Source organism: Pseudomonas sp. MYb60, from assembly GCF_002979555.1.
GTDB lineage: Bacteria > Pseudomonadota > Gammaproteobacteria > Pseudomonadales > Pseudomonadaceae > Aquipseudomonas.
Map to the genome: position 1 here is coordinate 294,841 of NZ_PCOZ01000002.1, position 23,540 is coordinate 318,380.

The 23,540-nt window shown below is 62.1% G+C and carries 23 protein-coding genes; 13 read left to right on the forward strand and 10 right to left on the reverse strand.

Features of this window, described 5'->3' with window-relative positions:
- Positions 1–391: 391 nt before the first annotated feature.
- Positions 392–1,786 (forward strand): argininosuccinate lyase, encoded by a 1,395-nt coding sequence (gene argH, locus CQ041_RS04155; protein ID WP_105521229.1) that lies wholly within the window; start codon positions 392–394, stop codon positions 1,784–1,786.
- A gap of 111 nt (positions 1,787–1,897) precedes the next feature.
- Here argH and CQ041_RS04160 read toward each other — a convergent pair whose 3' ends face one another.
- Positions 1,898–2,557: a glutathione S-transferase family protein gene (locus tag CQ041_RS04160; RefSeq protein ID WP_105521230.1), complete on the reverse strand. Its 660-nt coding sequence runs from the start codon at positions 2,555–2,557 to the stop codon at positions 1,898–1,900.
- Positions 2,558–2,683: 126 nt separating this feature from the next.
- Here CQ041_RS04160 and CQ041_RS04165 point away from each other — a divergent pair, with 126 nt between their 5' ends.
- The 3 genes from CQ041_RS04165 to CQ041_RS04175 all read left to right on the forward strand — a co-directional run bounded on the left by CQ041_RS04165 (position 2,684) and on the right by CQ041_RS04175 (position 6,328).
- Positions 2,684–2,968 carry a hypothetical protein gene (locus CQ041_RS04165; RefSeq protein WP_105521231.1) on the forward strand — a complete coding sequence of 95 codons (285 nt, stop codon included), beginning with the start codon at positions 2,684–2,686 and terminating at the stop codon, positions 2,966–2,968.
- A gap of 96 nt (positions 2,969–3,064) precedes the next feature.
- Positions 3,065–3,319, forward strand: a complete 255-nt coding sequence (locus CQ041_RS04170; protein ID WP_003195403.1) for a TIGR02647 family protein — start codon at positions 3,065–3,067, stop codon at positions 3,317–3,319.
- A gap of 168 nt (positions 3,320–3,487) precedes the next feature.
- A complete protein-coding gene (locus tag CQ041_RS04175; protein ID WP_105521232.1) occupies positions 3,488–6,328 on the forward strand; it encodes a class I adenylate cyclase in 2,841 nt (946 codons plus the stop codon).
- Here the strand turns inward: CQ041_RS04175 and rnk are convergent.
- The 3 genes from rnk to cyaY form a co-directional block, all read right to left on the reverse strand.
- On the reverse strand, positions 6,325–6,738 hold the full coding sequence (gene rnk / locus CQ041_RS04180; RefSeq protein ID WP_105521233.1) for a nucleoside diphosphate kinase regulator: 414 nt from the start codon (positions 6,736–6,738) through the stop codon (positions 6,325–6,327). The genes CQ041_RS04175 and rnk overlap by 4 nt on opposite strands.
- Positions 6,739–6,869: 131 nt before the next feature.
- Positions 6,870–7,088, reverse strand: a complete 219-nt coding sequence (locus CQ041_RS04185; RefSeq protein ID WP_105521234.1) for a DUF1289 domain-containing protein — start codon at positions 7,086–7,088, stop codon at positions 6,870–6,872.
- Between the two features lie 2 nt (positions 7,089–7,090).
- On the reverse strand, positions 7,091–7,423 hold the full coding sequence (gene cyaY / locus CQ041_RS04190; RefSeq protein ID WP_105521235.1) for an iron donor protein CyaY: 333 nt from the start codon (positions 7,421–7,423) through the stop codon (positions 7,091–7,093).
- 238 nt (positions 7,424–7,661) lie between these two features.
- Here cyaY and CQ041_RS04195 point away from each other — a divergent pair, with 238 nt between their 5' ends.
- The 6 genes from CQ041_RS04195 to CQ041_RS04220 are packed head-to-tail and all read left to right on the forward strand — an operon-like array spanning position 7,662 to position 12,244.
- On the forward strand, positions 7,662–7,829 hold the full coding sequence (locus tag CQ041_RS04195) for a lipoprotein (RefSeq protein WP_017845169.1): 168 nt from the start codon (positions 7,662–7,664) through the stop codon (positions 7,827–7,829).
- 9 nt (positions 7,830–7,838) lie between these two features.
- A complete protein-coding gene (gene lysA, locus CQ041_RS04200; RefSeq protein WP_105521236.1) occupies positions 7,839–9,086 on the forward strand; it encodes a diaminopimelate decarboxylase in 1,248 nt (415 codons plus the stop codon).
- 3 nt (positions 9,087–9,089) lie between these two features.
- Positions 9,090–9,920 carry a diaminopimelate epimerase gene (gene dapF / locus CQ041_RS04205; RefSeq protein WP_105521237.1) on the forward strand — a complete coding sequence of 277 codons (831 nt, stop codon included), beginning with the start codon at positions 9,090–9,092 and terminating at the stop codon, positions 9,918–9,920.
- A 13-nt stretch (positions 9,921–9,933) separates the two neighbouring features.
- Entirely contained in the window at positions 9,934–10,650 is a 717-nt protein-coding gene (locus tag CQ041_RS04210) for a DUF484 family protein (RefSeq protein ID WP_105521238.1), read from the forward strand.
- Between the two features lie 2 nt (positions 10,651–10,652).
- The gene (xerC, locus tag CQ041_RS04215) at positions 10,653–11,552 is read left to right on the forward strand and encodes a tyrosine recombinase XerC (protein ID WP_105521239.1); all 900 of its coding nucleotides are present in this window, start codon (positions 10,653–10,655) and stop codon (positions 11,550–11,552) included.
- Positions 11,549–12,244 (forward strand): HAD family hydrolase, encoded by a 696-nt coding sequence (locus CQ041_RS04220; protein WP_105521240.1) that lies wholly within the window; start codon positions 11,549–11,551, stop codon positions 12,242–12,244. Before xerC ends, CQ041_RS04220 begins: the two co-directional genes overlap by 4 nt.
- Positions 12,245–12,389: 145 nt before the next feature.
- Here CQ041_RS04220 and sutA read toward each other — a convergent pair whose 3' ends face one another.
- The 3 genes from sutA to glnK form a co-directional block, all read right to left on the reverse strand.
- Complete coding sequence (sutA, locus tag CQ041_RS04225; RefSeq protein WP_105521241.1) at positions 12,390–12,725, reverse strand: transcriptional regulator SutA; 336 nt, start codon at positions 12,723–12,725, stop codon at positions 12,390–12,392.
- Between the two features lie 386 nt (positions 12,726–13,111).
- A complete protein-coding gene (locus CQ041_RS04230; RefSeq protein ID WP_105521242.1) occupies positions 13,112–14,449 on the reverse strand; it encodes an ammonium transporter in 1,338 nt (445 codons plus the stop codon).
- Between the two features lie 34 nt (positions 14,450–14,483).
- Complete coding sequence (glnK, locus tag CQ041_RS04235; protein ID WP_002555808.1) at positions 14,484–14,822, reverse strand: P-II family nitrogen regulator; 339 nt, start codon at positions 14,820–14,822, stop codon at positions 14,484–14,486.
- A 423-nt stretch (positions 14,823–15,245) separates the two neighbouring features.
- On the opposite strand from glnK, the gene CQ041_RS04240 reads away from it, so the two are divergent.
- Positions 15,246–15,509 (forward strand): accessory factor UbiK family protein, encoded by a 264-nt coding sequence (locus CQ041_RS04240; RefSeq protein ID WP_105521243.1) that lies wholly within the window; start codon positions 15,246–15,248, stop codon positions 15,507–15,509.
- A gap of 129 nt (positions 15,510–15,638) precedes the next feature.
- Positions 15,639–17,135 carry a YifB family Mg chelatase-like AAA ATPase gene (locus tag CQ041_RS04245; protein WP_105521244.1) on the forward strand — a complete coding sequence of 499 codons (1,497 nt, stop codon included), beginning with the start codon at positions 15,639–15,641 and terminating at the stop codon, positions 17,133–17,135.
- Between the two features lie 3 nt (positions 17,136–17,138).
- Here the strand turns inward: CQ041_RS04245 and CQ041_RS04250 are convergent, their stop codons facing one another.
- Both CQ041_RS04250 and CQ041_RS04255 read right to left on the reverse strand, forming a co-directional pair.
- The gene (locus CQ041_RS04250) at positions 17,139–19,115 is read right to left on the reverse strand and encodes a methyl-accepting chemotaxis protein (RefSeq protein WP_105521245.1); all 1,977 of its coding nucleotides are present in this window, start codon (positions 19,113–19,115) and stop codon (positions 17,139–17,141) included.
- A gap of 179 nt (positions 19,116–19,294) precedes the next feature.
- Complete coding sequence (locus tag CQ041_RS04255; protein ID WP_105521246.1) at positions 19,295–20,212, reverse strand: LysR substrate-binding domain-containing protein; 918 nt, start codon at positions 20,210–20,212, stop codon at positions 19,295–19,297.
- 150 nt (positions 20,213–20,362) lie between these two features.
- Between CQ041_RS04255 and CQ041_RS04260 the strand changes: the two genes are divergently transcribed.
- Positions 20,363–21,766 (forward strand): NorM family multidrug efflux MATE transporter, encoded by a 1,404-nt coding sequence (locus CQ041_RS04260; RefSeq protein WP_105521247.1) that lies wholly within the window; start codon positions 20,363–20,365, stop codon positions 21,764–21,766.
- Between the two features lie 60 nt (positions 21,767–21,826).
- Here CQ041_RS04260 and CQ041_RS04265 read toward each other — a convergent pair whose 3' ends face one another.
- Positions 21,827–23,491 carry a bifunctional diguanylate cyclase/phosphodiesterase gene (locus CQ041_RS04265; protein WP_105521248.1) on the reverse strand — a complete coding sequence of 555 codons (1,665 nt, stop codon included), beginning with the start codon at positions 23,489–23,491 and terminating at the stop codon, positions 21,827–21,829.
- Between the last annotated feature and the right edge of the window lie 49 nt (positions 23,492–23,540).

Genomic DNA, 23,540 nt, shown 5'->3' on the forward strand with positions numbered 1-23,540 from the left:
GGAAGCGGCACCCATATTTACCCGGACCTGTTCAAGAGCGCCCAAGACCTGCTGCCTTTGGGCATCGTCATAGGGTTTGCTGATACACAATCCGAATACCCCCCGTTTAAATGGTTAGTCTGGGCTCTGACCGCATCACCCGACTTTGGTGCATTCACACACTATCAGTCCAACTGTAGACGCTCACTGGAACGACATTGCTCAATCGTCAAATATCGTTTCAATATGCCCCTGTCTCCAGTCTCGTCCGGGACGCGGTCGACGGCAAGGCACTTAGCCACCTTTGCACAAATAAAAATGCCGACGACCCACAGCACCGCCTCCAACGGCAACCCTGTTATTATCGCGGGCACACTTCCATGCCTCTATTAAGCAGATCACGAGCGAATCCATGAGCACCGACAAGACCAACCAGTCCTGGGGCGGCCGCTTCAGTGAACCCGTCGACGCCTTCGTCGCCCGCTTCACCGCCTCCGTCACCTTTGACCAGCGCCTGTACCGCCACGACATCATGGGCTCAATCGCCCACGCGACGATGCTGGCCAAGGTCGGCGTGCTGACTGACGCCGAGCGCGACGCCATCATCGACGGCCTGCACACCATTCAGGGCGAGATCGAAGCCGGCACGTTCGACTGGCGCGTCGACCTGGAAGACGTGCACATGAACATCGAGGCCCGCCTCACCGACCGTATCGGTGTGACCGGCAAGAAACTGCACACCGGCCGTAGCCGTAACGACCAGGTCGCGACCGATATCCGCCTGTGGATACGTGATGAAATCGACCTGATCCTGTCCGAGATCACCCGCCTGCAAAAAGGTTTGCTGGAACAGGCCGAGCGTGAATCAGACACCATCATGCCCGGCTTCACCCACCTGCAGACCGCGCAGCCGGTGACTTTCGGCCACCACCTGCTGGCCTGGTTCGAAATGCTCAGCCGCGACTACGAGCGTCTCGTGGACTGCCGCAAGCGCGCCAACCGCATGCCCTTGGGCAGCGCCGCGCTGGCCGGCACCACCTACCCGATCGACCGCGAATACACCGCACAACTGCTGGGCTTCGACGCCGTGGGCGGCAACTCGCTGGATGGCGTGTCCGACCGGGACTTCGCCATCGAATTCTGCGCCGCGGCCAGCATCGCGATGATGCACCTGTCGCGTTTCTCCGAAGAGCTGGTGCTGTGGACCAGCGCGCAATTCCAGTTCATCGACCTGCCAGACCGTTTCTGCACCGGCAGCTCGATCATGCCGCAAAAGAAAAACCCTGACGTGCCGGAACTGGTGCGGGGCAAGAGCGGCCGCGTATTCGGCGCGCTGATGGGCCTGCTGACCCTGATGAAAGGCCAACCGCTGGCCTATAACAAGGACAACCAGGAAGACAAGGAACCGCTGTTCGACGCCGCCGACACCCTGCGCGACTCGCTGCGTGCCTTTGCCGACATGATCCCGGCGATCAAGCCCAAGCACGCGATCATGCGTGAAGCGGCGCTGCGCGGGTTCTCCACCGCGACCGACCTGGCGGACTACCTGGTGCGCCGTGGCCTGCCGTTCCGTGACTGCCACGAAATCGTCGGCCACGCCGTGAAATACGGCGTGGACACTGGCAAGGACCTGGCGGAAATGAGCCTGGAAGAGCTGCGCCAGTTCAGCGACCAGATCGAGCAGGACGTGTTCGCCGTGCTGACGCTGGAAGGCTCGGTCAATGCCCGTAACCACGTGGGCGGCACTGCGCCGGCGCAGGTCAAGGCAGCCGTTGCACGCGGCCAGGCACTGTTGGCAAGCCGCTAAAACGCATCGCGGGCAAACCCGCTTTCACATTCGACTGCATTCCAGGGTTGGAACTCGGTCAAGTGTGGGAGCGGACTTGCCCGCGAAAGCCTCACCACAGACACCAACGCTCTATTTTTTTGCCGCAATCATCGCCATGAACGCCGGCATCGCCGCCTCCCGGTCAGCCGCCACTTTTTGCGCGTTGGGCATTGCGTGCAGCTTCTCCAGCAACGCCTTGGCCGCTGGCAACCCATCCAGCAAATCCACGCCAAACAGCTTCTCGCCCACCCCGCAGGCCAGGTTCACGCTGTACATGAAGTACAGGTCGGCAATCGTAAAACTCTCCCCTGCCACATACGGCGCAAACTTCCCGTGTCGCCCCAACGCGGCCATCCCCAGCAACAGATCAGCCTTGGACTTTTCCTTGATCGCCTCGGGTAGCGACATGCCAAAAAACGCCTCGGCATAACACGCCCGCGCCGGCAACTCGATGTACAGCTCGATTTCCCGGCACAGCGCCAGCACCTGGGCGCGCTGGTAGGGATCCGCCGGCAATAGCGCGAGACCTTCCTGGGTTTGCTCGATGTACTCAAGGATCACGCTGGTCTCATTGATGAAACCCTGTTTGACGCCGAGCACCGGCACCTTGCCTCGGGGACTCACGGCCAGGGCTTCGGGCGTCTGGCCCGCGTAGAAAGGCACTTCTTCAAAGGGCAGGCCCTTCTCCAGCAACGCCAGCTTGACCATGTTGTAGTAGTTGCTGACTGAAAAACCGTAGAGCTTGAGCATGGCAGATTCCTCCAGGCCGAGTGAGGGGTTGGCTGCAGGATTTATAGATCCCTGCGCGCGTTCTGACCAGCAGCATCAGCCGGCTGAATGGGGGTAGACTGGCGACCTTTCCTTGAGGAGCCTGCCATGAGCGAGCCGACCGATATCGACAACGACGAAGAAGAATTCGCCGAGACCACACTGATCGACGCCATCGAAAACCAGATCGAAAGCGATAACCCGCCGGCCGCCAAGGCCACGTTCAACAAGTTGACCCTGGTCGGCTATGAGCGTGAAGAAATCCTGCAATTGATGGCCCACGTGCTGGCCGTCGAGATCGATGCACTGCTGGAAGAAGACCGCGCGTTCAATACCGAATGGTATGAAACTGCACTGCGCGCGTTGCCGACACTGCCGCCCGAAAAACAATAATTTCAACACGCGGCAACACACTGGACAGTTCGGCAAAGTGCGTTCACCTTATGGCCTGCTAGCCTCTAATAAATTCTTAGAAAGTCTGGAGTCCTTATGTCGTATACCCCTGAGTTGGTTGCCGAACTGGAAATCCTTGTACTCTTCCCATTAGACAGCACCAAGGAAGGTCTGAAAGTCCACCAGACCGCCGCCCCCACTGCCATTGCCGCCGCCAAGCGCCTCCACGCCAAAGGCCTTATCGACCAGCCGGACGGGGGCTACCTGACGAGCCTGGGGCGCGATGCTGCCGAGCAGGCGCAAACCCTGCTGACCATTCTGACCACTGCCAGTACCAAAGAAGCTGCCTGACACCTGATACCGCCCATGGGATCCGCGATCTGCGGATTCCGAGGGCGCTGCCGTGGGCCGCACAAAATTTTGGCGCCAAAAACCATTTCCCGCTAAACCTCCCAGGCGACTGGCTGTAAACTCCTACATGGCCGCCCGCGTCGGGCCCTGCGAGCCACTGAGTCCGACATGACCCGCACCCATGAAATCCGCCCTGACCTGGACGAAGGCATCGACCGCAAGGTGCTGGCCCAGCTGCGTGCACGTTTCATGGCACTGAACGAAGGCCGCATGGCCCGGGCCGTCGAAGGGCTGACCCCACGCCAACAGACGGTGCTGAGCCTGTTGCCGCTGTTTTTTCACGTCAATCATCCGCTGTTGCCCGGCTATGTTTCCGGCAGCACACCCGCCGGGTTGTCGAACTTCGAACCCGATGCGCAGGCCCTGACCGAAGCCCAGCGCCTGACCCGTTCGTTCTCCTACAAGACACGCCACGGCAACCCACCCCGGCCGATCCATGGCCTGTTCCTGATGGGTAGCCTCGGCACCCTGGCCCAAGCCGACCAAAGCGACATGGACGTGTGGGTCTGCCACGCGCCGGACCTCGGTGAATCCGAGTTGGCCGAGCTGCGCAAGAAGTGCCACCTGCTGGAAACCTGGGCCTTGACCATGGGCGCCGAAGCCCACTTCTTCCTCATCGACCCCACGCGCTTTGTACTCGGCGAACGCGACACCCAGCTCAGCTCCGACGACTGCGGCACCACCCAGCACTACCTGCTGCTGGACGAGTTCTACCGCACCGCCATCTGGCTAGCCGGACGTACGCCGATCTGGTGGCTGGTGCCGGTGTATGAAGAAAAGCGCTATGCCGAGTTCACCCACACGCTGATTTCAAAGCGTTTCATCCGCGCCGACGAAACCCTCGACCTTGGCCATCTGGCACACATTCCTCCGGGGGAGTTCATCGGCGCCGGGCTGTGGCAACTGTTCAAGGGCATCGAGTCGCCCTACAAGTCGGTGCTCAAGCTGCTGCTCACCGAGGTCTACGCCAGCGAGCACCCGAACGTGCATTGCCTGAGCCTGCGCTTCAAGCGCGCTGTGTTCGCCAACCAGATGGACCTGGACGAGCTGGACCCGTACATCGTGGTCTACCGGCGTATCGAGGAATACCTCACGGCGCGCAACGAGCCGGACCGCCTGGAACTGGTGCGGCGCGCGCTGTACCTGAAGGTCAACCGCAAACTCAGCGCCGGTCAGCGCACCACCAGTTGGCAACGCCTGTTGTTGGAGCGCCTGGCCCACGAGTGGGGCTGGGACCATCGCCAACTGGCCCTGCTGGACAGCCGCAGCCAGTGGAAAGTCCGCCAGGTGGCCACCGAACGCCGCGCGCTGGTCAATGAGCTCAACTACAGCTACCGCTTCCTGACCCAGTTCGCCCGCACCGAGCAGACCGCCAGCCTGATCAACAAGCGCGACCTCAATGTGCTGGGCCGGCGCCTGTACGCAGCGTTTGAACGCAAGGCCGGCAAGGTCGAGTTCATCAACCCCGGCATCGCCCCGGATTTGGCCGAGGACACCCTGACCCTGGTGCAAGCGCCCAACCGCAAGGAGCCCGGCCAGCACTATTGGGGGCTGTACAACGGCAGCCTTACCGCGCTGGAATCCGAACACTTCGCGCCGATCAAACGCAGCCGTGACCTGCTGGAAATGCTCACCTGGTGTCATCGCAACGGCGTGATCGACAGCAGCACCCGCCTGGCCCTGCACCCCGGCGACAGCGACATGACCGAATTCGAGCTGTTCAACCTGCTGGGCAGCCTGCAGCAGACCATTGCCCTGCCCCTGGCCAGCGTCGATGAAGAGCGCCTGCTGCGCTCGGCGGTGCCCGAGGACGTGCTGCTGCTGGTCAACGTCGGCGTCGACCCGCTCAAGCACCATCGCGACCTGAATATCCTGATGACCACCGAGCGCACCGATTCCCTGAGTTATGCCGGTGTGCGCGACAACCTGGTGCTGACCCTCGACCAGGTCACCCTCAACAGCTGGAACGAGGTGCTGGTCAGCCGCTATGACGGTCCCCATGCCCTGCTCGATTGCCTGCGTGACTACCTCAACCAGCTACCGCCCAATCACCTGCCCCGGCTGCGGGTGCGCTGCTTCTGTCACAACCGCGCGCAATTCATTGCCCAGCGTGTAGAGGAGATCTTCGATACCGCGCAGAACCTGCTGCTCGGCCAGTCCAATCACCGCTACCTGCTGCAGGTGCAACAGCACTACCACGTGATGGAACTGACCCTAGGCCAGGCCACCCATGTGCCCTTGATGACCCAGGATGCGCTGCTCGCCTACCTCTGCGAAGAACTGGCCAGCTACAGCCCGTTGCACCTGGACGCCATGGCCCTGGAAGGTCACGACCTGGCACTGCTGCTGCCCATGGGCATGGCCGATTGCGTGCAGGTGTTCTATCGGGTCAACGAGGGTTTCGCCGACGTCTATGTGCTGGATGAATTCAACGCACTGTGGCAACAACGCCTACCGTTCCATGACGAACAGAGCCTGCTGGTGCCGTTGCAGCGCTTTTTCCAGTCGATCATTTATCGCCGCGACGCGCTGTCGCCGGTCGACCCGCAGCTGACACCGGGCGGGCTGCAAATCCTTTACTACCAACTGTTGCCCTCAGGCCACAACCGCGCACGCACAATTGAACCGCGGCCAGCCCCGCAGCACCCGGCGAACAAAGGGTTTTATGACGTGCAGGCGATTATCGGCAAAGGCGCACCGGGCCAGGTGAGCGTGACCCTGTACTGCAATCAGCGGGAGTTTTCCGAACTGGAGTTTGGCGACCAACTCTTTGCGGTGGTCGCCCGGCAGATCGTCGGCCAGCGCCAGGAAACCGAACGCTACCGCTGCTACATCACCGACCTGGACCTGTCCGGCCTGCTCGGTGATGTACAAAGCCCGAGCAACCTGTACCTGCGCTACAAGGCTGAGCTGGAACTGTCGCTCAACGAGGCGTTGAGCCAGATTTAAAGCGGGAAGGGACCGCCGTCCTTCGGCTGCTCGTCAACACTGAGCAACTCCAGTTTGAGCGTCTTTCCACCCGGCGCCGGCCAGTCGATGTGCTGGCCTACCTGCAAGCCGAGCAAGGCACTGCCGACTGGCGCCAGGATAGAGATCTTGCCTTCGTCGGCATTCGCGTCCTTGGGATAGACCAGGGTGAGGTGGTAGTCCTTGCCGCTGCCTTGCTCACGGCAATGCACGTTGGAATTCATGGTCACGACACCCGCAGGTACTTCATCGTGGCCAACCACGTCTTCGGCGCGGTCGAGTTCGGCTTGCAACGCTTCGACACCGGGGGAGTCGTCGCCCAGGCGGTCGATCAGTTGCTCCAGACGCTGCACGTCAAGACGGGTGAGGATGATGGACGGTGCGGTGGTCATGATTCGGGCAGACTCCTTTTTTCTGCACAAAAAAGCAAAACCCCGCCAGAAAAAGGCGGGGTTCTCACGGGCCTCGATGAGTTGAGGCGTAGCCGGACACTACCACAGCGTCACAAATAAACAAGACGACCTCAGGCGCCGGCTCGACGTCGCTCGGCCTGGGCGCAGATCACCCGGCGCCGGGCATCGTCGGCAGAGCGCCATTCGCGGATGTCTTCGACGTGGCGAAAGCAGCCGAGGCAGACTTTTTGCTCGTCCAGGCGACACAAGCTGATACAAGGTGACGGCACCGCCGGGCTGACATTGCTGAACAGCGGCTTGGGTGGGCGTACAACTGCAGGCTCGGTCACTGTCAGATCTCGTCGAAATCCAGCGTTTCGCCGGTGTATTCTTCGACCAGGCGCGCGAGCATCTCGCCCAACAGTTCTTCACTCTTGTCGCACTGCCATTTGCCGCTTTCTTCGTCGTAGTCGAAGTGAACACCACCGGAACGCGCCGCCAGCCAGAGCTGACGCAGCGGCTCCTGGCGACTGAAGATCAACTGCTGACCGCTCTCGAACTTGACGGTCAGCACGCCGGCCGAGTTTTCCAGGTCCACGTCCAGGCCGCTGTCGTCGAAAATATCTTCCAGCGCCTGCTGGGTCGCATCCACCAGGTCGTGAAAACGGGCTTCGGTCAAACTCATTGTGGCAACCTCAAAAATGTCTGGTTTTGCTCAAGCGCCGCACGATACGGGCGAGCCCCGCCGATTGCAAAGGATACCGATTCCATCGCGATTGGCGGTACGAAAAATCCCCGGCCAGCGTAGCCCGCTTCGCAACCCTCTCGGCAAACCCCCGCCGGACGGGTATTTCAGCGCATAGGCAAGCTGGCGGGTGGTCGGTATACTCGGGCGCAATTAATGCATATTCAAGGATTTCGCCATGAAGCGCCTGATCTCTTCCCTTGCTGCGCTCGTCGCGGTCGCTTGCCTCGTTAGTGCCTGTGGTCAAAAAGGCCCGCTGTACCTGCCCGATGACAGCAAAGACCCGAATGAGCAGGCGCAATCGTCGCAAAAACCTGCAAAAGCGCATAAGCACGACACCTACTAAGGGAATTTCATGGACGCTTTTAACTACCGGGACGGCGAGCTGTTCGCGGAAGGCGTGGCGCTGTCCGCGATTGCCGAACGTTTCGGCACCCCGACCTACGTGTATTCCCGTGCTCACATCGAGGCCCAGTACCGCAGCTTCGCCGATGCGCTGGAAGGCACGCCGAGCCTGGTGTGCTACGCGGTCAAGGCCAACTCCAACCTGGGTGTATTGAATGTCCTGGCGCGCCTCGGTGCCGGTTTTGACATCGTCTCCCGTGGCGAGCTGGAACGCGTACTGGCCGCCGGTGGCCAGGCTGACAAGATTGTATTTTCCGGCGTCGGCAAGAGCCGCGACGACATGCGCCGCGCCCTCGAAGTCGGCGTGCATTGCTTCAACGTCGAATCCACCGACGAGCTGGAGCGCCTGCAGGTGGTGGCCGCCGAGATGGGTGTTCGCGCGCCGATCTCCCTGCGCGTCAACCCGGACGTCGATGCGGGCACTCACCCGTACATTTCCACCGGTCTCAAAGAGAACAAGTTCGGCATCGCCATTGCCGACGCCGAGGACGTGTACATCCGCGCCGCCCAACTGCCGAACCTGGAAGTGCTGGGTGTCGACTGCCATATCGGCTCGCAACTGACCACGCTGCCACCATTCCTCGATGCCCTCGACCGCCTGCTGGCATTGGTCGACCGCTTGGGCGAGTGTGGCATCTACCTGCACCACATCGACCTCGGTGGTGGCGTGGGCGTGCGGTATCGCGATGAAGAGCCACCGGCGATCGCCGACTACATCAAGGCCGTGCGCGAGCGCATCGAAGGCCGTGGCCTGGCGCTGCTGTTCGAGCCGGGCCGCTATATCGTCGCCAATGCCGGCGTGCTGCTGACTCAGGTTGAATACCTCAAGCACACCGAGCACAAGGATTTCGCCATCGTCGACGCGGCGATGAACGACCTGATCCGCCCGGCGCTGTACCAGGCCTGGATGAATGTTACCGCGGTGACGCCTCGCGACAGCGAAGCCCGCGCCTATGACATCGTCGGCCCGATCTGCGAAACCGGCGACTTCCTGGCCAAGGATCGTCAGCTGGCCCTGGAAGAAGGCGACCTGCTGGCCGTGCATTCGGCCGGTGCCTATGGGTTTGTCATGAGTTCCAACTACAACACCCGCGGCCGTACCGCCGAGGTGCTGGTGGACGGTGATCAAGCGTTTGAAGTGCGTCGCCGCGAGACGGTAGCCGAGTTGTATGCTGGCGAAAGCCTGCTGCCGGAGTAAGCCATGCTGCTGCGTTTTACCAAAATGCACGGGCTGGGCAATGATTTCATGGTTCTCGACCTGGTCAGCCAGCACGCGCACATCCTGCCCAAGCACGCCAAACAGTGGGGCGACCGGCATACCGGGATTGGTTTCGACCAGTTGCTGCTCGTCGAAGCGCCAAGCAATCCGGAGGTGGATTTCCGCTACCGGATCTTCAACTCCGACGGCTCCGAAGTCGAACAGTGCGGCAACGGTGCGCGCTGCTTCGCCCGCTTCGTGCTGGACAAGCGCCTGACCGCCAAGCGCCAGATTCGTGTCGAGACCAAGAGCGGCGTGATCGAACTGGACATCCGCAGCGACGGCCAGATCAGCGTCAACATGGGCGCGCCACGTCTGGTGCCAGCGGACATTCCGTTCCAGGCCACCGAGCAGGCGACCCGCTATGCGGTTGACGTCGACGGCACGATTGTCGACCTGGCGGCCGTGTCCATGGGCAACCCCCATGCCGTGCTGCGGGTCAACGACATCAACAATGCGCCCGTGCATGAGCTGGGGCCGAAGATCGAACACCATCCGCGTTTCCCCGCACGGGTCAACGTAGGGTTCCTGCAGGTGATCGACCGTACCCGCGCACAACTGCGCGTCTGGGAACGCGGCGCCGGTGAAACCCAGGCGTGCGGCACCGGTGCCTGCGCCGCTGCCGTGGCCGCGATCAGCCAGGGGTGGATGGATTCGCCACTGTTGATCGACCTGCCCGGCGGACGCTTGTCCATCGAGTGGGCAGGCCCGGGCCACCCGGTAATGATGACCGGGCCGGCTTCGCGCGTATACGAAGGACAGGTCCGTCTATGAGTGAGCCAATCCAATGACCGATAAGCCTCAAGTACCCGCACACGCATCCCCGAGCGACAGTCTGGAGGCCGCTGCCGTCGCGGCGTACCTTGAGGCTAATCCGGACTTCTTCGTCGAGCACGAGGAACTGCTGCCGGCGTTGCGCATCCCTCACCAGCGTGGCGACACCGTGTCGCTGGTGGAGCGGCAGATGAAGATTCTTCGCGAGCGCAACATCGAGATGCGCCACAAGCTCTCGCACCTGATGGACGTGGCCCGTGACAACGACCGTCTGTTCGAGAAGACCCGCCGCCTGATCCTTGCCCTGCTCGACGCCACCAGCCTGGAAGAAACCGTGATCGCCGTGGAAGACAGCCTGCGGCAGGACTTCCAGGTGCCCTTTGTCAGCCTGATCCTGTTCAGCGACAACCCGATGCCCGTGGGTCGCTGGGTCAGCGGCGCCGACGCTCACACTGCCATCGGCGGCTTGCTGTCCGAAGGCAAGAGCGTCAGCGGCACGTTGCGCGAGCATGAGCTGGACTTCCTCTTCGGGGCAGAACAACGCAAGCAGATCGGCTCTACCGCCGTGGTCGCCCTCAACCATCAGGGCTTGCATGGCGTGCTGGCCATTGCCAGTCGTGACCCCGGGCACTACAAGAGTTCGGTAGGGACACTCTTCCTGACCTACATCGCTGAAGTGCTGAGCCGCGAGTTGCCGCGCTTCACCACCGCCCTGCGCGCGGTGCGCTAGTCATGGAACGGCAACTGGACGCTTATTGCGCACACCTGCGCAACGAGCGACAGGTGTCGCCCCATACCCTGGAAGCCTATCGGCGGGACCTGAACAAGGTCCTGGCGTACTGCGAAAAAAACCACATCGGCAGCTGGAAGGCCCTGGATATCCAGAGCCTGCGCAGCCTCGTCGCGCGCCTGCACCAGGCGGGGCAATCTTCACGCAGCCTGTCGCGCCTGCTCTCGGCGGTGCGCGGCTTGTATCACTACCTGAACCGGGAAGGCCTGTGCGATCACGACCCGGCCAACGGCCTGTCCCCGCCCAAGGGCGAACGGCGCCTGCCCAAGACCCTCGACACCGATCGCGCCCTGCAATTGCTGGATGGCGCGGTCGAGGATGATTTCCTGGCCCATCGCGACCAGGCGATCCTGGAACTGTTTTATTCCTCGGGCTTGCGCCTGTCAGAGCTGACCAGCCTGAACCTCGATCAACTGGACCTCGCCGATGGCCTGGTGCAAGTGCTCGGCAAAGGCAGCAAGACCCGCGTGTTGCCGGTGGGCCGTAAAGCCCGCGAAGCCTTGCAACTGTGGCTGCCGCTGCGCCTGCTGACCAACCCGGCGGACGACGCGGTGTTTGTCAGCCAGCAAGGGCGGCGCCTGGGACCCAGGGCGATACAGGTGCGGGTCAAGGCAGCGGGCGAGCGTGAGCTGGGGCAGAACCTGCATCCGCATATGCTGCGCCACTCCTTCGCCAGCCACCTGCTCGAGTCCTCCCAGGACCTGCGCGCGGTGCAGGAACTGCTCGGCCACTCCGACATCAAGACCACGCAGATCTACACCCATCTGGACTTCCAACACCTGGCAACGGTGTATGACAGCGCCCATCCACGGGCCAAACGCATCAAGGGCGGCGACTCATGAGCATCAAGCTGATCACCTTCGACCTGGACGACACACTCTGGGACAACGTACCCGTCATCATCAGCGCCGAAGCGTCGATGCGCGACTGGCTGGCCACCCATGCCTCCAAGGTCGGCGAATTGCCGCTGGAGCATTTCGCCAGCCTGCGCCAGCAAGTGCTGGAGCGTCATCCCGAGCTCAAGCATCGCATCAGCCTGTTGCGCCACCGGGTGCTGGCCCTGGCATTTGAAGAGGCCGGTTATCCACAGCCCGAAGCCACGCAAATGGCTGACGTGTGCTTTGAGGCATTCATTCACGCACGTCACCAGCTCACACCGTTTCCGGAAGCCGAGCCCATGTTGCAGACCTTGCGCGAGCACTTCCTGTTGGGGGTGATCACCAATGGCAATGCGGATGTCCAGCGTGTCGGCCTGGCGCACTACTTCCACTTCGCCCTGCGCGCCGAAGATATCGGCATTGCGAAGCCGGATGCGCGGTTGTTTCAAGAAGCGTTGCAGCGCGGCGGGGTCGATGCCAGTGCGGCGGTGCATGTGGGCGATCATCCGGGGGATGACATTGCCGGTGCGCAGCAGGCGGGGCTTCGAGCGGTGTGGTTTAACCCGACGGGCAAGGTGTGGGATGCGGATAAGCGTCCGGATGCCGAGATTCGAAGCCTGACGGAGTTGCCGAATTTGCTTCGCAACTGGCAGTGACACGGTATAAACAATACTGAGAATCAAAATGTGGGAGGGGGCTTGCACCCTCTCACATCAGGATCGCCACAAGGTTTAAGTAAATCACCAGGCATGAAAAAGCCCGCAGCGACGGCGGGCTTTTTCCTACAAGCAGGTACTGACCTCAGATAGGTCGGCTGCCGTACTTGTTGTCCGGCTTCTTCGGTGGATCCGCCACCACGTTGGCCTCGACTTCCTGCACTTTGCCGCCTTTGGCGAGGAATTCTTCCATCGCTCGGGCCAGGGCATCGCGCTCTTTGTTCTTGGCTTCAACGCTCGGCAGTTCGTCTACCGAAACGGCAGCCTTGGCCTTGCCTTTGGCCTTGGGAGCAGCGGCGTCGTCGCCACCGTCGTCGGCCTCATCAGCGCCGTCATCAACGGCTGCTGCATCAAGGCTGTCTTCGGTCTCGTCGTCATCACCTACTTCGAGTTCGTCGTTTTCCAGATCATCGTCGCTCATGTTCTACCTCATGACTTGCGAAAAGCAGATTAGTTATAGCCCAGCTTCATCCCCTGTCGAGGCCGCTGGAAAAAAATCACATCCACCAGATAACCAGTGGCTTATGCCCCATCACCGTGCACGATGGCGAGGACTTCACGAGCACCGCCAAGATCGCGGTGCTCGCCCGGATAAATACAGTTATGTGCCCATCGGCGCGCATTCTAGCGCGCTCTGGGAAAAAACAAAGTGCCGAATACGCCTACATGCCTGTAAGACATTCGCAGGCTGAAAAGTACCGTGTGCGGCCCATCACAAACTGGGCGCAAAAACCGGTACAGCGCTCAATGACTGACAAACGCCAGACAAAAAAATGCCCGGCAAGCCGGGCATTTTTTTTCGCGTACTTACAAGTTGTAGCCGCGTTCGTTGTGTTGTGCCAGGTCGAGGCCGACCGCCTCTTCTTCTTCGGTGACTCGCAGGCCAATGACCATGTCCAGCACCTTGAGGATGACGTAGGTCACGATACCCGTGTAGATCACGGTGAAGCCGACGCCTTTGCACTGGATCCAGACTTGCGCAGCCACGTCAGTCACGGTGCCGAAGCCACCCAGGGCCGGTGCAGCGAACACACCGGTGAGGATCGCACCGACGATACCGCCGATACCGTGCACGCCGAATGCGTCCAGGGAGTCGTCATAGCCCAGCTTGCGCTTGAGGCTGGTGGCGCAGAAGAAGCAGATCACACCGGCTACCAGGCCGATCACCAGCGCGCCCATCGGGCCTACGGTGCCAGCGGCCGGGGTGATTGCCACCAGGCCAGCAACCACACCCGAGGCAATGCCCAGTGCGCTTGGTTTGCCGTGAGTGATCCACTCGGCGAACATCCAGCCCAGCGCCGCAGCAGCTGTAGCGATCTGGGTGACCAGCATCGCCATGCCCGCAGTGCCGTTGGCGGCAGCAGCGGAACCGGCGTTGAAGCCGAACCAGCCGATCCACAGCATCGCCGCGCCGATCAGGGTGTAACCCAGATTGTGCGGGGCCATCGGGGTGGTCGGGAAGCCTTTACGCTTGCCGAGCACGATGCACGCCACCAGGCCAGCCACACCGGCGTTGATGTGCACCACGGTGCCGCCAGCGAAGTCCAGCACGCCCCAGTCCCACATCAGGCCACCGTTGCCGCTCCAGACCATGTGCGCGATCGGTGCATAGACCAGGGTGAACCAGATGGCCATGAAGATCAGCATCGCGGAGAACTTCATGCGCTCGGCGAAGGCACCGACGATCAGCGCCGGGGTGATGATGGCGAACGTCATCTGGAAGGTGATGAACACGGCTTCCGGGAACAGCGCCGCTGAGCCAGTGATGCTGTCCGGGGTGACACCGGCCAGGAACGCCTTGCCCATGCCGCCGAAGAAGGAGTTGAAGTTGACGACACCCTGTTCCATGCCGGTGGTATCGAACGCGATGCTGTAGCCGTAGACGACCCACAGGATGCTGATCAGGCCAGTGATGGCAAAGCACTGCATCATCACCGACAGAATATTTTTGGAGCGAACCATGCCGCCGTAGAAAAGCGCCAGGCCCGGGATGGTCATGAACAGCACCAGTGCGGTGGCGGTCAGCATCCAGGCGGTGTCGCCGGAGTTGAGGACTGGAGCAGCCACTTCGTCTGCCGCCATGGCCAGGCTTGGCATTACGATGGACAACAGGGCTCCTAGCCCTGCGAATTTACGCAGAGTCATATTGTTTTCTCCTGGGGCGTTGGGGTTTGGCGGCTTAGATTGCGTCGGTATCGGTTTCGCCGGTACGGATGCGAATAGCCTGTTCCAGATTGACCACGAAGATCTTGCCGTCACCGATCTTGCCGGTGTTGGCGGCCTTGGTTATCGCCTCGATAACCCGATCAAGATCCTTGTCGTCAATGGCGACATCAATCTTCACCTTCGGCAGGAAATCGACCACGTATTCCGCGCCGCGGTACAGCTCGGTGTGACCCTTCTGCCGACCGAAGCCTTTGACCTCAGTAACGGTAATGCCCTGCACGCCGATCTCGGACAACGATTCGCGTACGTCGTCCAACTTGAACGGCTTGATGATGGCAGTGACTAGCTTCATGAAAACTCTCTCCCGAATTGGTGGACTTGCCCCAGGAAAACAAACCCGTCTCAAGTCTAAGCGCAGTGCCTGGCTTTGTAACGCGTCGTCGCTTGGGCATGTGCCTTTGCGACGCCAGCAAACCACTGGTGACGAAACCTGTACCCCTGATCCGTCGGCGCACTGCATTCGTCACAGCGACTGCATCAGTGCATGGGTCATGATCGTCTAAGCAGAAACCTTGCCAGCTCCGTAAAAATCACTGAAATCAGTCCTTTGCCCACTGATGCCCACCTGCCGGGCGTTTTGATCAACCTAATGCGCACAAAAACGGTGCGTGACTGCCTGGCCCCTTGCGCGAAAAGCGTGCGCTGGCCCACGTGAAAAAAGACTATAGACGCTGCGTGATACACTGCCCGCCAACAGTTTTCCGGAATATTTCCCATGCTCGCGCCCAAAGATCTCCTCGATGCCCTGAGCGGCCACGCCTCTCGCCTGTTCAGCGGCGACACACCGTTGCCCCGCAATGAAATCGAAAGCCAATTCAAGGCATTGCTGCAAAGCGGTTTCAGCAAACTCGACCTGGTGAGCCGGGAAGAGTTTGATAGCCAGATGGTCGTACTGGCCCGCACCCGTGCGCGGCTGGAGAGCCTGGAAGCCAAAGTCGCGGAACTGGAAGCGCGGTTGACGCCTGCGTCGGCTGAATAAACGCGGTCTCACATTTGCTCAGCGTTGCTCTCTGGATACGTTCTGTAAAACGTCCGAGGCACGCTCCTCCCCACCTCGTCTACCCTTGAAAAACCGCAGGATGCGGCCTCTACTTTTCAAGGAACGAGCATGTCCCTCGCCATTGTCCATAGCCGCGCCCAGGTCGGCGTCGAAGCGCCTGCCGTCACCGTCGAAGTGCATATGGCCAATGGTTTGCCGTCCCTGACGCTGGTCGGCTTGCCGGAAACGGCGGTCAAGGAAAGCAAGGACCGGGTGCGCAGCGCCATTCTCAACTCCTCGCTGCAATACCCATCCCGACGCATCACCCTCAACCTCGCGCCCGCCGACCTGCCCAAGGACGGCGGGCGTTTTGACCTGGCGATTGCGCTAGGGATCCTCGCGGCCAGCGTGCAAGTGCCCGCGTTGATGCTCGACGAGGTGGAGTGCCTGGGGGAACTGGCGCTGTCCGGTGAAGTGCGGGCAGTGAAAGGCGTATTACCGGCAGCCCTGGCGGCACGCAAAGCCGGGCGCACCGTGATAGTGCCGCGGGCGAATGCCGAAGAAGCCTGCCTGGCATCAGGCTTGAAGGTGTTCGCAGTGGACCACTTGCTGCAGGTGGTGGCGCACTTGAATGGGCATCAGCCCATCGAGCCGTACAAATCCGATGGCCTGCTGTACCTCAACAAGCCTTACCCGGACTTGAGCGAAGTACAGGGTCAGCTCGCCGCCAAGCGCGCACTGCTGATTGCAGCAGCGGGGGCGCATAACCTGCTGTTCAGCGGGCCACCCGGTACGGGCAAGACCTTGCTCGCCAGTCGCCTGCCGGGTTTGTTGCCACCGCTGAGTGAGCAGGAAGCGTTGGAAGTGGCGGCCATCCAGTCGGTGGTCAGCCTGGCGCCGCTGAGCCATTGGCCGCACCGTCCGTTCCGCCAGCCGCACCATTCTGCATCCGGCCCGGCATTGGTCGGCGGCGGGTCAAAGCCGCAGCCAGGGGAAATCACCCTCGCCCACCATGGCGTGCTGTTCCTGGACGAACTGCCGGAGTTCGATCGCAAGGTCCTGGAAGTCCTGCGCGAACCCCTGGAATCGGGGCAAATCGTCATTTCCCGCGCCCGCGACCGCGTGAGTTTCCCGGCCCGCTTCCAACTGGTGGCCGCCATGAACCCCTGCCCCTGCGGCTACCTGGGCGACCCTACCGGCCGCTGTCGTTGCACCCCGGAACAGATCCAGCGCTACCGCAACAAGCTCTCGGGGCCATTGCTTGACCGTATCGACCTGCACCTGACCGTCGCGCGGGAAACAACTGCGCTGAACCCGATCCAACAGCCAGGCGATAACACAGCCAAGGCTTCGGCCGAGGTTGCCGAGGCCCGAGAGCGACAATTACGGCGCCAGGGTTGTGCGAATGCCTTCCTCGATCTGCCCGGCCTACGCACGCACTGCGCGTTGACGAAAGTCGATGAAGGCTGGCTGGAGACCGCCTGCGAGCGGCTGACACTGTCGCTGAGGGCGGCGCATCGTTTATTGAAAGTAGCGCGCACCCTGGCCGACCTGGAGCAGATAAATGACATCACCCGTGAGCATCTGAAGGAGGCCTTGCAATATCGCCCGGCCTCCATCAACTGAGCCTCAGCGGAAGCGATCTACCTCATGCCGCAAGCCCGCCGCCAGCGTCTCCAACTCCTTGGCGGTGATCGCGAGGTTCGATACCACTTCGCGCTGCTCGCTGTTGGCCAGCGCAATGCTTTGCAGGTTGCTGCTGAGCAAGGTCGCGGTGCTGCTCTGCTCCTGGGTGGCGGTGGTGATGGCCGCAAACTGCTGACCGGCCGAGCGGCTTTGCTCGTCGATGCGCGCCAGCGCCGACGCCACGTCGGCATTGCGCGACAGGCCTTCCTGCATCAGCACGTTGCCGCGCTCCATGGTGCTGATGGCGTTGCCGGTTTCCTGCTGGATGCTCTGGATCATCCCGGAGATTTCATCGGTGGCCTCGCGGGTGCGCGACGCCAGGTTGCGTACCTCGTCGGCGACCACGGCAAAACCACGGCCCTGCTCACCGGCGCGTGCCGCCTCGATGGCGGCATTGAGCGCCAGCAGGTTGGTTTGTTCGGCGATGGAGGTAATCACGCCGACGATCCCGCCAATTTCCTGGGAGCGCTGGCCCAGGGTATTGATGACCGTGGCCGTGCTGTTCAGCGCGGTGGCGATGTGTTCCAGGGAAGACGACGCTTCCTGCATCGAGTTGCGCCCGATGCGGGTCTGCTGGGCGTTTTCCTGAGCCAGGCGCTCGGTGTTGCCCATGTTGTCGGCGATGTTCAGCGACGTCGCGCTGAACTCTTCCACTGCGCCGGCCATGCTGGTGATTTCGCCGGACTGCTGCTCCATGCCCTCGTAGGCACCGCCAGACAACCCGGACAGCGCCTGGGCGCGGCTGTTGACCTGTTCGGCCGCGTTGCGGATATGAGAGACCATGGTCGACAGCGCTTCGCCCATCTGGTTGAAGCTGCGGGCCAGTTGGCCGATCTCGTCATGGCTGGAGACGTTCAGCCTGGCGCTCAAGTCGCCGGCGCCAAGGGCTTCGGCCTGGCGCACCAAATCACCCAGCGGCGCCAATTTGCTGCGCAGCAGCCATACCGTCGCGCCCACCGCCAGCAGCATCGCCAGCACGCTGCCGATCACCAGGCGGATGCCGACATCCCAGGTGACCGAACGAATCTCGGCCTTGGGCATGCTGGCAACGACCGCCCACGGACCGCCATCGAACGGCACCGACACGCTGTAGAAATCTTCGTTCTTGTCAGTCCAGAAGCGACCTTTGCCGGGCGCCTTGGCCAAGTCCAGCATCACCGGCACCGCCTGGTCCGGCGCCTGCACGCCAGCCGGCGGCACCAGCCAGCGTTTTTGCTCGTCGAGCAACGCCAGGGAGCCGGTCTGGCCGATACGGAAGCGCTTGAGGTTATCGAACTGGGCGTTCTGCGCATCGGTGTAGTCAAAACCGATGAACAACACCGCGATGACTTGCCCGCTGCTGTCACGCACCGGGCTGTATTGGGTCATGTAGGAGCGATCGAACAGCACCGCCCTGCCGATGTAGGTCTGCCCACTGAGCACACGCTGATACGCAGGGCCCTGGCGGTCCAGCACGGTGCCGATGGCGCGGTTGCCGTCCTGCTTGGTGAGGGAGGTGCTGATACGGATAAAGTCGTCGCCGCTGCGCACGAATACCGTGGCCACGCCGCCGGACATCTGCTTGAACTCGTCGACTTCATCAAAGTTGTTGTTCAGCACCTCGCTGCCCAGGTACAGGCTCGGGGTCTGCACGCCAGCCACGGTCACAGGCTGGTCGGCATGTACCTTCAAGCCGGCGCCGAAACGCTTTTCGAACAACCCGGTCAGCCGCTGCGTGCTCTCACGCAGCGTGCTGTGGAACGTGTTGAGCTGGTCGGCGAGCAGGCGCGCTTCACTGGCCAGATGCTCTTCACGGGTATCGAGGTTGGCAGAGTCCAGAGAACGCAAGGCAAACACGGTGCTGCCGCCAATGGCGACAGCCAGGATCACGGCTAGCGCGAGACCTAACTGGGAGGCAATCCGGGCACGAGGTTGAGACATGACAGCTCCTGGCCGAGGCCAGGATCATCCTGATCTCTTAGCGTTGCTCGGCAGATTATCTAGTGGGTAGCGTTGGGCACGATGGTTCCAACACACCTACTTCGGCGGCCAAGAGCAATACTTGAGCGCTGCGCAGGGGTATCTCGCAAACGATTGCACAGCGGATGCGCAACGAGCCGTTACAGGTGCTCGACCGCAGGTAATTCCATGGCCTTGACCTCGCCCTGCAGAAAGTCCGCCAGGCGCCGCAAACGCTCACCACCGGGACGGGTTTTCGGCCACACGAGGTAGTAATTCTCCCCGCTGGCCACGGCGGTCGGCCACGGCAGGCTCAAGCGTCCTTGTGCCACGTCTTCGGCGACCATCAGCAGGTCGCCCATGGACACACCGTAACCCCTGGCAGCGGCAATCATGCCCAGTTCGAGGGTATCGAATACCTGCCCGCCCTTGAGTGACACCTGGGACGCCAATCCCATGCGCTCCAGCCAGTTGCGCCAGTCCCGACGGTCCGGCGTGGGGTGCAGCAACTCGGCGGTGGCCAACCGTTCGGCGTCCCAGGGCCCGTCATCCAACAGGTTCGGCGCGCCTACCGGGATCAACAGCTCGGGGAACAGGTAGCAGGCCTCCCAATCCGCCGGAAAGTGCCCAAAGCTGAGCAGCACGGCGCAGTCGAACGGTTCCTGATTGAAGTCCACCTCATCCACGCTCATCCAGGCGCTGGTGAGTTGTACCTCGTTGCCCGGCTGCAAGGCGCGGAAGCGGCTGAGCCGCGCCAGCAGCCAGCGCATGGTCAAGGTCGACGGCGCCTTCATGCGCAGGATGTCATCTTCGGCGTTCAGGGTGTGGCAGGCCCGCTCCAGCGCCGCGAAACCCTCGCGCACGCCGGGCAGCAACAAGCGCGCGGCTTCGGTGAGCTGCAGGGTGCGGCCGCTGCGCTGGAACAGGCGGCAGGCGAAATGCTCCTCCAGGGTACGGATATGCCGGCTTACGGCACTTTGGGTGATCGACAACTCCTCCGCCGCCCGGGTGAACGAGTTGTGCCGGGACGCGGCTTCAAATGCACGCAAGGCGTAAAGCGGAGGAAGACGACGTGACATCTGGAATATTCCTACAGGGTGATGCCGTAACCTAGCAGATTCATCCGACATGAGTTTTAGTCATGCTCGTGATCGCTTTTATCCTTTTGTGCAATCGGTTGGGAGCGCCGAGAATCAACCCTTCCCCACTATTACGATTAGTTGAGCGTGATGATCATGCAGCATCCTGCACGTACCGAACTCTGGGCCATTCTGCGGCTGTCGGGGCCGCTGATTGCCTCACAGTTGGCGCACATGCTGATGGTGCTCACCGACACCCTGATGATGGCCCGCCTGAGTCCCGAGGCATTGGCCGGCGGCGGCCTGGGGGCGGCCAGCTATTCGTTCGTGTCGATCTTCTGCATCGGCGTGATCGCGGCCGTGGGCACCCTGGTGGCGATTCGTCATGGTGCGGGCGACATAGAAGGCGCCACCCGCCTGACCCAGGCCGGCCTGTGGCTCGCCTGGTTGATGGCCCTGGCGGCCGGGCTGCTGCTGTGGAACCTCAAGCCGGTGCTGCTGATGTTCGGCCAGACCGAAACCAACGTGCATTCAGCGGGGCAGTTCCTGACGATCCTGCCCTTCGCCCTGCCTGGCTACCTGAGCTTCATGGCCTTGCGCGGCTTCACCAGTGCCATTGGCAAGGCCACCCCGGTGATGGTGATCAGCCTGTGCGGCACCGTGCTCAATTACCTGCTCAACCACGCCTTGATCGAAGGTATGTTCGGCCTGCCCAAGATGGGGTTGGTGGGCATCGGCCTGGTCACCGCGATCGTCGCCAACGGCATGGCGCTGGCGTTGCTCTGGTACATCCGCAGCAACCGCGCTTACGCTGCCTACCCGCTAGGCGCCGGCCTGTTGCGTCTCAACACTCAGTACCTGCGCGAGCTGTGGCGCCTGGGTCTGCCCATTGGCGGTACCTATGCGGTGGAAGTCGGGCTGTTTGCGTTTGCCGCGCTGTGCATGGGCACCATGGGCAGTACGCAATTGGCGTCCCATCAGATCGCCCTGCAAATCGTCTCGGTGGCCTTCATGGTGCCGGCGGGAATGTCCTACGCGGTGACCATGCGCATCGGCCAGCACTATGGCGCCGGGCAGTTGCAGCGGGCTCGCCTGGCCGGTCGCGTCGGCATCGGTTTCGGGGCCACGGTGATGTTGGGATTTGCTGTCATGCTGTGGCTGTTTTCCGAACAATTGATCGGACTGCTCATCGACCGTAACGACCCCGCCTTTCACGACGTCATCGTCCTGGCGGTCAGCCTGCTGGCCGTGGCGGCCTGGTTCGAGCTGTTCGACGGCGTGCAAACCATCGCCATGGGCTGCATTCGCGGGCTCAAGGACGCCAAGACCACGTTCCTGATCGGCGCAGGCTGCTATTGGTTGATCGGTGCACCGTCAGCCTGGCTGATGGCGTTCACGTTGGGCTGGGGGCCGACCGGCGTCTGGTGGGGCCTGGCGCTGGGCCTGGCCTGCGCGGCCGTGAGCCTGACGTGGGCATTCGAAGCGAAGATGAAGCGCATGATTCGGCAGGAGCCTGACGTTCGCACTGAGTTTCAGGCCATGCAGCCAGACTAGAGGCTACACAAGATCATTGTGGGAGGTAGGCCGGCTCCCACAGTTGATCGGGTTTACACCTCAACCCAGCAGCGCCTGCTGGCCGTTACTGAACGTCAAATACTCTACCAACTCCGGCAACGGCAGCGGTTTGCTGATCAGGTAGCCCTGGGCCTGGTCGCAACCGAACAAACGCAGCAACGCCAGTTGCTCGGGGGTTTCCACGCCTTCGGCGACCACTTCCAGATTGAGGTTGTGCGCCAGGTTGATCATGGCGTGCACCAGCTTGCGGTTCTCTTCGCGCTCCTCCATGCCGCCGACGAAGCTCTTGTCGATCTTCAACAAGGCAATCGGCAGGCTGTTGAGGTGCACGAACGATGAAAAGCCGGTGCCGAAGTCATCCAGGGAAAACCGCACACCCAGACGGCCGAGGGCGTCCATGGTCTGCTTGACCAGGTCGCTGCGGCGCATCACGGCGGTTTCGGTGAGTTCGAATTCCAGCCACTGCGCTTCCACGCCACGTTCGGCAATCAGCCGGCTGAGGGTCGAGAGCAACTGGCTGTCCTGGAACTGGCGGAACGACAGGTTCACCGCCATGTGCAGCGGCGGCAGGCCGCGTTCGCGCAACGCCTGCATATCGCGCAGGGCCCGGGAGATCACCCAGTAGCCCAGTGGCACGATCAGGCCACTCTGCTCGGCCAGGGGCACGAATTCGCTCGGCGGCAACAGCCCGCGTTCGCCGTGACGCCAGCGCACCAAGGCTTCGAGGCCGACGATATGCCCGTCGTCCAGGTCCAGGCGCGGCTGGTAATGCAATTCCAGTTCGTCACGACGCAGGGCACGGCGCAGTTCGCTTTCCAGGTCGGCGAGGCTGCGCGCGTTGCGATTGATGCGTTCGTTGAAGATGTGAAAGGTGCAGCCTTGGGTGCTCTTGGCTTGCTGCATGGCGATGTGGGCGTGCCACATCAACGGGTCGGCGCCTGCACGGGCGCGAGCATGGGCCACACCCAGGCTGCAACCGATCAACAGGCTCTCGCCGTCGACCCAATAGGGTTCGGCCATGACTTCGGTGATGCGTTCGGCCATCCACTCGGCCCGTTGGGGCGCACGGCGGGTGTCGATCAACAGGGCAAATTCGTCGCTGCCCAGGCGAGCCAATTGGTCGCCCACTTCGAGCTGGCTCTTGAGCCGCGACACCACTTGCAGGATCAACCGGTCGCCGGCCTGGTGACCAAGGGCGTCGTTGGCGTGACGGAAGTTGTCGAGGTCCAGGTGCCCCAGGGCCAGGCCGCGGCCTTCATTCTCGGCCAGTCGCGCGGCCAACAGGGTCTGGAAACCCTGGCGGTTGGCGATGCCGGTGAGCGGGTCCTGTTCGGCCAGGCGTTGCAGGGTATTTTCCAGCAGGCCGCGTTCGCGCACATGGCGCAGGCAGCGACGCAGGGTCTCGGCGTCCAGCACATCGCGCACCAGCCAGTCACTGACACCCAGGGGAGAGACCAGCGGCTCCTGGTCCAGCAACAACACGCACGGCAGACTGCAGCGTCCAGGGCCGGGTTGCAGGCTGGGCGTGGTCAACAGCACGGCGCTGTGGTCGTCATCGAACAGACGACTCACCGAGTCCCAGTTTGGCGCGCTGATCAGCACGGCTCCGTCGCCCATCGGCGCCAGGCACTCGCGCAACAGCGCTGCCCACTCAGGCATATCGGCCAATAGCAGCAAACGCAAGGGTTCGACAGGCGTAGACAAGCTAGCTCCCTAGACTCTGCAAAATTCGTTGGCGGCGGGCATTATGACG